Raw genomic sequence first — 8,590 nt, 5'->3', positions numbered from 1 at the left:
CCGCGATCGACGCCCACAACCAGATACGGAACGCCTTGGGGATCGGGGTATCCAGTTCCTTGATCCCGTTCCATTCATGCCCCGTGGTGTGGCGGCCGCTAACCTCATCCAGTTCGCGCTTCATCGCTGTATCCTTTCCTCGCGCAACGGACTTTGGGCGGCGGCGTCATAGGTGGGCTTGCGCGAGGGCCAATAGATCCAGACTGCGGCCAGCAAGAATACGACCAGCAGGTAAACCGCGCCCCAGGTTTTTGAAAAGACCAGGACCGCATCATGGGTTTCAGGCGTCATCGGGCAATCTCCTCGGGGTTCAGGGCCTCAAGCTCGACCAATGTTCCAAGCATCTGAAGATAAGCCACCAGAGCGTCCATTTCGGTAACGCGCCCCGGATTGCCGTCGAAATCACGGACCTGAACATTGTCGCCATAGCGTTCGATCAATTCGTCTTCGTTCAGGGCATCCGGATCAGCCTGGTAAACCGCGTCTTGCTCTGCATGCGCGATCTGCGCATCCGAATATGGCACCCCCGCCCGCGACAGGGCCGTCAAAGCCGGAGCAAGGCTTTGCGTATCCAGCCTGTTCTCCGCAAGAAAACCATAGCCCGGCATCACCGAACCCTGGACCAGAGCACGTGGCGATTTCAGGTGCGCCACGTGCCAGGCATCCGAATACTTACCGCCGATCCGGGCAAGATCGGGGCCGGTGCGCTTTGATCCCCATTGGTGCGGGTGGTCATACATCGACTCGGCCGCTAGGCTGAAATGCCCGTATCGCTCTACATCAGAACGCAAAGTGCGGATCATCTGCGAATGGCAAGCATAACAGCCTTCGCGCACATAGATATCGCGGCCCGCCAACTCTAGGGGCGTGTAGGGCCGCATACCGGGGGCTTTTTCCACCGTGTTTTCAATGGTGAACAGCGGGGCGATTTCAAAGATCCCGCCCAGCGAGGCGACAAACAGGATCATACAGGCAAAGGCGATGCCGTTGCGTTCAAGTCTGGCCTGGTTCATCAGATTTACTCCGCCGGTTGCATCAACGGTCCCGCCTCTGCGGGCCGGGCCGAGCGGCGCGGGCCGTTGATTGTCATGTAGATGTTGAAGGCCCCGACCAGTGCGCCCAGCAGGTACAGCAGCCCTCCGATCGCGCGCGCGGTATAATAGGGGCGCATCGCGTCCACGGACTCCATGAAGGAATAGGTGAATGCGCCCGAGGCATCATAGGTCTGCCACATCAGCGATTGGGTGATACCGCTGTTCCACATCGCGCCCACGTAGATCACCGCCCCCGTCAGCGCGAGCCAGAAATGCCAGGCCTCAAGCCGCAGGGAATAGGTGCCCTCGCGCTGCCACAGCCACGGAACCAGCTTGTACATCACCCCAAAGGTGATGAACGCCACCCAACCCAACGCCCCGGCATGGACATGCCCTACGGTCCAGTCAGTGTAATGGCTGAGCGTGTTGACCGGGCGGATGGCCAGAAACGAGCCTTCGAACGTGGTCAGCCCGTAGAACAAGATCGCCACCATGATGAAACGGATTGCGGGATCGGTGCGCACCTTGTCCCACGCGCCGTTCAGGGTCAGCAGCCCGTTGAACACCGTCCCCCAGCTGGGCACCAGCAGGATGATCGACATGGTCATGCCAAGATACTGCACCCAGTCCGGCAGCGCCGTGTAATGCAGGTGGTGCGACCCGGCCCACAGATACAGAAAGGTGATCCCCCAGAACCCCAGGATCGACATCCGGTAGCTATAGATCGGGCGACCGGCGGCCTTGGGCAGGAAATAGTACATCATACCCAGAAACCCTGCCGTCAGCAGAAAGCCCACGGCGTTATGCCCGTACCACCATTGCGCCATCGCGTCCTGCACGCCGGGAAACAGCGGATAGCTTTTGGCATAGGCAAACGAGACCGGCACCGCGAGGTTGTTCACCGTATGCAGCATCGCAATCACCACGATGAAGCCCAGATAATACCAGTTGGCCACGTAGATATGCGGCTCGGCCCGGCGCGCCAGCGTTGCCAGATACAGCCACAGATAACCAACCCAAGTGATCAGCAGGATCAGGTCGGCATACCATTCGGGTTCGGCATATTCCTTGGACTGGGTGATGCCCAGCGGATAGCCCGTCACCGACAACAACACGAACAGGTTGTATCCGATCAGGACCAGCCAGGGCAGGGTCTCGCTGGCCAGCCTCGCGCGTGAGGTGCGCTGAACAACGTAATAAGAGGTCGCCAACAGCGCGTTGCCGCCAAACCCAAAGATCACTGCGGTCGTGTGGATCGGGCGAATGCGGCCAAAATTGCTCCAGGCCATGTCGCCGTTCAAGGCGGGGATGGCCAGTTGCCAGGCCAAAAGACCACCAAAGGTAAAGCCCAGCACCCCCCAGCCGAAACAGGCCAGAACCGCCCATTTGGTCACTTCGTCCTTATATTGCAGCGGGATTTTCGGTGTGGGGGCGTTCAAGCGGTTGATCAGCCACATCGCCCCCCATCCCGCAACGCCCGCGATCAGCCAGCCCTGAAGCACATATCCCGTGTCGCGGCCCCATCCCAGAATGGCGATGCCAAGCCCCATTACGATCAGCACCGCCACCAGTTCGATCAAGATCTCAATACTCCGGTTCATAGGTCCCTGCCCTTCGTGTCAGCGCGATAAAACTCGACCCGGAAGGCGACGGTGCCGCGCGGCTCGACGCTGTGCAGGTCTTCGGGAAAGATCGTGGCGGCGTGATCGGGTGACACCTCTTGCGGCGGGTGCCCCTGTCGGCGGTAGATCAGCGTGCCCGATTGCACCACGATCCGGCCCCAGACCCCCTTTTTGGTCTGGTGGTCCTGCAACAGCGCGGCAGGCACCGTATCCTGCGTAAACAGCGGCGTTTCCGAGTATTTTGTCATGTTGTCCGGGAAGATATCGGTCATGGATTCAGCTTTCGAACAGATCGGCATAGGCATGCCAGGTTGCATATCCAAGGATCGGAAACAGGGGGATCATCAGGATCAGTCCGGTCAGCACGCCCAGACTGACCAATCCCGTGATGCACACACCCCAAAGCAGCAAAAGCGAGAAATTCTGCGTGGTTGCGTTGAAACTCAGCCCCATGGCCGAGAACCCGTCGACCTCGCGATGCACCAGCATCGGAAAGGAAAAGACCGAGATCGCAAAACCAAACGCGGCGAACAGGCCACCCACACACAGACCACTTGCAAACAGCGCCAGCCCGTGGCCGGACGAGAATACCGTCAGCGCCGACTCGACCGGCCCCGCAAAAGGGCGCAGGCCATAAAACACCGCGAATAACAGCGTAGCCGACCGGATCCACAACAGGACCAGTATCATCATCACGACGCCGACCAGAAAGACCTGCCCCGGCGCGGCCACGGGTTTGTCCATGCCCCCCGCGCGGCGGCTGATCTGATATAACCCGACGGTGGCAACCGGCCCCACCAGCATTGCACCGGCCAGCGCAGGCAGGATCATCCAGCCCAGCCCGGTGGCGATCAATCCCAGAATCGTTGCCCAGCCCAACCCGGCCAGACCGAACCCATAGAGCAGTGAAACCCGCAGGTTGGCGCGAAAATCTGCGACCCCGGCCCTTAGCCAGTTTGTGACCGTTTGCAGCGACGGGGTGCTCAGCACCCGCGCCTTGCACCTGGGGTTGTGATCGAGTGTCAGGTCCATTCTGCTCTCCTCCGCTAGGCCAAAGATCCAAGCTTCGGCGGGGCGCTTTCCCTCTGGCGAAACTGAACCAGGCCCATCGACAGGCTGCGCCCGATGCGGTCCGCCAGCGCAGAGATACCGGCGGCGGCTTCGCCCGGCAGAACCTCGGCTGCGGTGGTTCTGAACAGCTCAAGCCAGACCGGAAACAGCTCGGGCTGCACATCCGAATTGGCCAGATGCTTCAGCATCGGGTTGCCCGAGAAGCTGCGATCAAGCCCGATGGCATTGCGCCAGAACGACGCGATCCGGTCCTCATGCTCACGCCATGCCGCATCCGAAGGCCCAACCGCATCCATGAAGATCGGCCCCAGCAATGGATGCACACGAACGCGCGCGTAAAAGACGGCAACCAGCCTGTCGATCTCGGCTTCGGTGATGGGGAACTTTGGCAGGGCCATCGTCACAACCCCTCCAGATAGGCGATCAGGTTGGTCAGATCGTCTTCTTTGCGGATACCGGGAAAGGACATCTTTGTGCCCGGCACGTTTTCGCGCGGGTTTGCAAGAAAAGCGGTCAGCGTCTCAGTGTCCCAAACCAATCCGGCCTCGGAGAGCGATTGCGAATACTTGAATCCTTCGACGCTGGCTGCCGGGCGCCCGAGGATTCCGGCAAGATGGGGCCCGGGTTTCTTTTTCGAGCCGTCCACCGAATGACAGGCTGCGCATTTGCGAAATACTTTTTCGCCAGCGGTGGCGTCCCCGTCTGCCGCTGCAAAAGAAGCCGAGGAGAGAATTGCGATCATTGCAAGCAGAGTTTGTTTCATCAGGGTCTCCAATTCAGTTGGTTATTTTCTAATTTTCATAATACGCATTTTCAATGCGTATTATGTCGCAGCCAGCTTCCCAATCAGGGCACAGCGCGCCCCGAATGGCTTGTCAGTCGGAAATTACGATTGTTTTGCGTGTTCTCTCTCGCGCGCGGCCGATGGCCGACCTGCTGCGATCCAATAGCCCAGCCCCATGATCCCGGCCCCTGCCACGGCGTTACCGGCGCTGACGAACAGCAGATTGCGGAACGCCCCGGCGATGCTGATCGTGTCTGGGTGATCCGACAGCAGGGCGACGGAAAACACGGTCATGTTGGCCACGGAATGTTCGAAACCTGCGGCGATAAAGGCATAGAGGCAGAACCAGATCAGGGCGATCTTTGCCATGTCATTCTGCACGCGCGCCGACATCCAGATCGCCAGACACACCAGCCAGTTGCACAGGATACCATTGAGAAACAGCGTCAGCGCGTCCGCATTCATCTTCTTGGCTGCAACCGCATGGATCAGCGTGTCATCGGACGCTCCCAGAATCAGGCCCCCGCCGCCATAGACAAACAACAGTGCCAGAATGCCTGCGCCAACCAGATTTCCGGCCCAGCTTGCACCCCAGCAGCGCAACAGATCACCCGGCCCTGTGCGCCGGGTCAACCATCCCAGTGTCATATACATCGTATGCCCGGTAAACAGCTCGGACCCGGCAAAGATCACCAGCATCAGCGCGACGCCAAAGCTGGCCCCCATCACCACCGGGCGGATGCCCGCGTCAACGCCCTGCCCGACCGAGAAGATCAACAGGATACCAAGCCCCACATAGGCACCCGCCATCATGGCAAGGACAAAGAAGCCAACCGGGTCCTTCGACAGATGATCCCGCTTGGCCCGGGCAGATTCCGCAAAATTATTAACCGTGTCGAGAAAACTCATAGCGTTCTTCTTTCGCAATCTCGGGCATACGCCCGAACAAAACCGGGATCATCCAGATCGCGGTCAGAGCCAATGCAGCCCAGACAAATCCAAGCCCCAGCCGGACCTGATCATCGACCAGATAGGAATTGCAGATCCGCACCGGCGCGTGTGTGTAGAGGAAACCCAGAAACAGCAGCATCGAAACCGACTGGGCCTTCAGGAACCCCCGCAGAATTGGGCCGATCGTCGGCCAGCACAGCGCCAGAGGGGCCCCGAACCCCAGCGGCAGGGTGACAAACTTGGCCAGATGCCAGCCGGTGTCGGCAAGGGCGGCGTCCACCGAACGGGGCAGCATCCAGATCGCCGCAGTGGTCAGCGCCACCACAAGAAGCGGTCCGGTCAGTGACGGTGGCACGCGCTGGCCGATGGCCAGCAGATACCCCGCCGCTGCCAGCAGCGGAAACTGCACCAGCACATGCACCACCGGATCCCCCGCGACCCAGGGCTGCGCTAAGCAAGCGGCCAAAAAAGCCGCTGCCGCACTTGCCAGACGGATCAAAGCGCCGCCTCGACAGCATCGCGGATGTCATCGAAGGCACGGGTGTCGAAGGCCCCTGCGAACCTGCCCTGCGCGTCGATCAGCAAGACCGCAATGTTGTGTTCGTAGCCGCCCCAGCCATCCGGGATCACCGTGACCTGAAACGTCTTCAGCAACTGCGGCAGATCGGCGGGCACCGGGCGCGCTATGGTCCAGGGGGCACCGGTTGCGGTGTGAAGCTCTCCGTAGGATTGCAAGGCAGACAGATCGTCTACCTCAGGGTCGAAGCTGATGGAGTACATCGGCACCGACAGACCCGCCTGAGACAGGTGATCCCGCAGCTCAGCGAAATCCCCGCCCGAGGCCTGACAGATGGTCGGGCAGGTGGTGTAGATGAACTCGACCAGCGTTGGCGAGGGGCCATGCAGGGCGCGCCAGTCGCCTTGCATGGTCTCAAGCATCACCTGCGACACCGGCTGTGGATTATCCGCAACCTGCACCCGGCGGGCCCCTTCAGCGGTAATCGCCCGTAACCCGTCCGTTGCCTGCCAGAGGGCGGCGACCCCCAGACACACGGCCACCGATGTTGGGATCAGATGCCGGATCATGGCGACCTCCGCAACAGACCAATGGCATAGCGGAGAACCAGCACGGTCGTGGCAAGAATGACGACCAGTGCAAAGACGCTCGCCAGCTGGCTCTGGAATTGCCAGTCCTCGTAATGCACGGCCCAGCGGCGCGGGATCGAGCTGGCACCCGACCACAGGAAGATCAGCGTGAAACCCGCCCCACCCAGCACATAGGCCCGGAACACCAGTTTATCGAGGCCGGACATGGTCTGTCTTGCTGCATCGCGCACGAGCCAGGCGGCGAAACCAAAGGCCATCGCGACCTCGCCCAGCAGCAGATAGGTGTGGAAATGGCCCGGCACCCATTGCGTGTTGTGCATCAGCTTGTTGACCGCAACCATGCCATCGACGATGGCCGGGATAACACCGACACCCCATCCTATGACGCCGAGCGTCAGCAGGCTGACGGGCAGGTCCCATTTCAGACCAGACCCCTTGATGTAAACGGCCAGCGAAAACACCGTGACCCCGATCAGCGGAATGCCCGAGGCATAGGACACGATCTGCCCCACCGCCAGTGTCCAGGCGGGCATGTTCACATCCTGCAACAGGTGGTGGAAATAGACCGCCTGCACAAAGATCACCACAGCCGCCCAAGCACCCACGAAAACTCGCGTGGTTTTCCACGGCCGCCCGGTATAGGTGGGCAGGATTTCATAAACGGCGGTGATCGCCATATAGATCGTGGCGTTGATGAACACGTGACCAAAGAAATAGATCGCGTTCTTGGCCAGCAGCGGATCAACCGCAAAAGACGGGAATAGCAGGTTCACAATACTGGCCGCCAGTACGGCCGCACCAAAGACGATACCAATCGTGTTGAACACCAGAACCGACGAGGCCGCGATAATGGTCGGCGGTGGCAGGTCTGCATCACTGCCGCCAAACAGATAACGCCAGCCCAGACCCCCCAGCAAGCCGCGATAGCGTGCCGATATCTTCAGCCCAAGCTCAAGGTAATACAGCAGGAAACCGACACCGATGGCGACATACCCAAGGCAAAAGGCCACAGCGGCCCCAGCCTCCCATAAGCCGCCCGACAGGGCCGGCAGCGGGAACAGGAAGGTCCAGGCCCCGCCATAGCCGCCGACAAAGATCGACCCCAGTATCAGAACGACCCCCAGCAGGAACAAGCCCAGGAAACCCAGGTAAATTCCGCCGCGCAGATCAAGGTAACGCGCACTGAAATACCACAGTATCGCGGCCCCTGACAGCGCGGCGGACCCCACCATGCCTGCTCCGTGAGCGGTCAGCAGCAGGTAGAAGAATTCGGGGTCAAGTTCGATCAGCCCGCCTTGCGCGGCCCGCATGATCAGCCCGAATACCATCATCAGCAGAAAGACAACGCCGGACAAAAGCATCGTCAGCTTGACAACCGGGGCCTGGGTCGACGCGATTGCGGTTTCATTTCCAATACTTGCCGTCGTCATCAGTTGGCCTCCACAACGTCGAATTCATAGGTCATGTCGTGATGGGCGATGCCGCAGAACTCCATGCACAGGATCTGATAGGTGCCCGGTTCATCAAAGGTGTGGACCAGCTTGTTGATGTATTCAGGCATCGCCTGCACCTGTGCGACCAGCCGCATGTCGGGGTCATAGATGCCCAGACCGTGATTGACATCTTCGGTCGTCACGCGGAACTCGACCTGTTGGCCCAGCGGGATTTCGGTTGTGTCCGTGTCCCACCACCACTGCCCGCTGGTCACATTCACCACCAAAGCATCACCTCCGGCGTCGGCGTGGGGCCATTCCCGAAGCGAGGCGACAGAAATGATGACGCCGCCCGCGATCATGGCCCAGATCAACCACGAACGGGTCCGGTTCACCGTCTGCGACGGCGCTGGCCCGTCAGTTGCACGAACAGTGCGTAGGATCAGGGTCAAGACACCTGCCATCAGCACCAGCGTTATCAAAAGAATCGTCGTTTGCATGGGTCCCCCATCAAATGGCTGTTTCTCATGGCCTAATAATCCGTATTTCAAATGTCAATTTAAATTCGTACTTGGGATGCGTATTAAT

The 8,590-nt window shown here is 60.1% G+C and carries 13 protein-coding genes; all 13 read right to left on the bottom strand.

What is annotated here, in order from left to right:
* Window positions 1-124: cbb3-type cytochrome c oxidase N-terminal domain-containing protein (locus RUESEDTHA_RS19340; protein ID WP_304621568.1), on the bottom strand; the 124-nt coding region annotated here is incomplete at its 3' end.
* On the bottom strand, window positions 121-291 hold the full coding sequence (locus RUESEDTHA_RS19335; protein WP_180888301.1) for a cbb3-type cytochrome c oxidase subunit 3: 171 nt from the start codon (window positions 289-291) through the stop codon (window positions 121-123). The genes RUESEDTHA_RS19335 and RUESEDTHA_RS19340, both read right to left, overlap by 4 nt.
* Complete coding sequence (gene ccoO, locus RUESEDTHA_RS19330) at window positions 288-1,013, bottom strand: cytochrome-c oxidase, cbb3-type subunit II (RefSeq protein ID WP_180888300.1); 726 nt, start codon at window positions 1,011-1,013, stop codon at window positions 288-290. Before ccoO ends, RUESEDTHA_RS19335 begins: the two co-directional genes overlap by 4 nt.
* 5 nt (window positions 1,014-1,018) lie before the next feature.
* A complete protein-coding gene (ccoN, locus tag RUESEDTHA_RS19325; protein ID WP_180888299.1) occupies window positions 1,019-2,635 on the bottom strand; it encodes a cytochrome-c oxidase, cbb3-type subunit I in 1,617 nt (538 codons plus the stop codon).
* Entirely contained in the window at window positions 2,632-2,928 is a 297-nt protein-coding gene (locus RUESEDTHA_RS19320; protein ID WP_180888298.1) for a DUF1971 domain-containing protein, read from the bottom strand. The genes ccoN and RUESEDTHA_RS19320 overlap by 4 nt, the downstream gene beginning before the upstream one ends.
* A 4-nt stretch (window positions 2,929-2,932) precedes the next feature.
* Window positions 2,933-3,688, bottom strand: a complete 756-nt coding sequence (locus RUESEDTHA_RS19315) for a DUF2189 domain-containing protein (protein WP_180888297.1) — start codon at window positions 3,686-3,688, stop codon at window positions 2,933-2,935.
* Window positions 3,689-3,702: 14 nt separating this feature from the next.
* A complete protein-coding gene (locus RUESEDTHA_RS19310) occupies window positions 3,703-4,125 on the bottom strand; it encodes a group III truncated hemoglobin (protein ID WP_180888296.1) in 423 nt (140 codons plus the stop codon).
* A 2-nt stretch (window positions 4,126-4,127) separates the two neighbouring features.
* Window positions 4,128-4,490, bottom strand: a complete 363-nt coding sequence (locus RUESEDTHA_RS19305) for a cytochrome c family protein (protein ID WP_180888295.1) — start codon at window positions 4,488-4,490, stop codon at window positions 4,128-4,130.
* Between the two features lie 123 nt (window positions 4,491-4,613).
* Window positions 4,614-5,420 (bottom strand): formate/nitrite transporter family protein, encoded by an 807-nt coding sequence (locus RUESEDTHA_RS19300; protein ID WP_180888294.1) that lies wholly within the window; start codon window positions 5,418-5,420, stop codon window positions 4,614-4,616.
* The gene (locus RUESEDTHA_RS19295; RefSeq protein WP_180888293.1) at window positions 5,398-5,961 is read right to left on the bottom strand and encodes a hypothetical protein; all 564 of its coding nucleotides are present in this window, start codon (window positions 5,959-5,961) and stop codon (window positions 5,398-5,400) included. The genes RUESEDTHA_RS19300 and RUESEDTHA_RS19295 overlap by 23 nt, the downstream gene beginning before the upstream one ends.
* Window positions 5,958-6,548 (bottom strand): SCO family protein, encoded by a 591-nt coding sequence (locus RUESEDTHA_RS19290; protein WP_180888292.1) that lies wholly within the window; start codon window positions 6,546-6,548, stop codon window positions 5,958-5,960. Before RUESEDTHA_RS19290 ends, RUESEDTHA_RS19295 begins: the two co-directional genes overlap by 4 nt.
* The gene (locus RUESEDTHA_RS19285) at window positions 6,545-7,999 is read right to left on the bottom strand and encodes a cbb3-type cytochrome c oxidase subunit I (protein WP_255431826.1); all 1,455 of its coding nucleotides are present in this window, start codon (window positions 7,997-7,999) and stop codon (window positions 6,545-6,547) included. Before RUESEDTHA_RS19285 ends, RUESEDTHA_RS19290 begins: the two co-directional genes overlap by 4 nt.
* On the bottom strand, window positions 7,999-8,502 hold the full coding sequence (locus tag RUESEDTHA_RS19280) for a cytochrome C oxidase subunit I (RefSeq protein ID WP_180888291.1): 504 nt from the start codon (window positions 8,500-8,502) through the stop codon (window positions 7,999-8,001). Before RUESEDTHA_RS19280 ends, RUESEDTHA_RS19285 begins: the two co-directional genes overlap by 1 nt.
* Between the last annotated feature and the right edge of the window lie 88 nt (window positions 8,503-8,590).

The sequence above is a fragment of the Ruegeria sp. THAF57 genome (genome assembly GCF_903914075.1).
In the GTDB taxonomy this organism is placed as follows: domain Bacteria; phylum Pseudomonadota; class Alphaproteobacteria; order Rhodobacterales; family Rhodobacteraceae; genus Ruegeria.
Note: the sequence above shows the minus strand (reverse complement) of the source record. Positions and strands in the feature narration are given on the sequence as shown.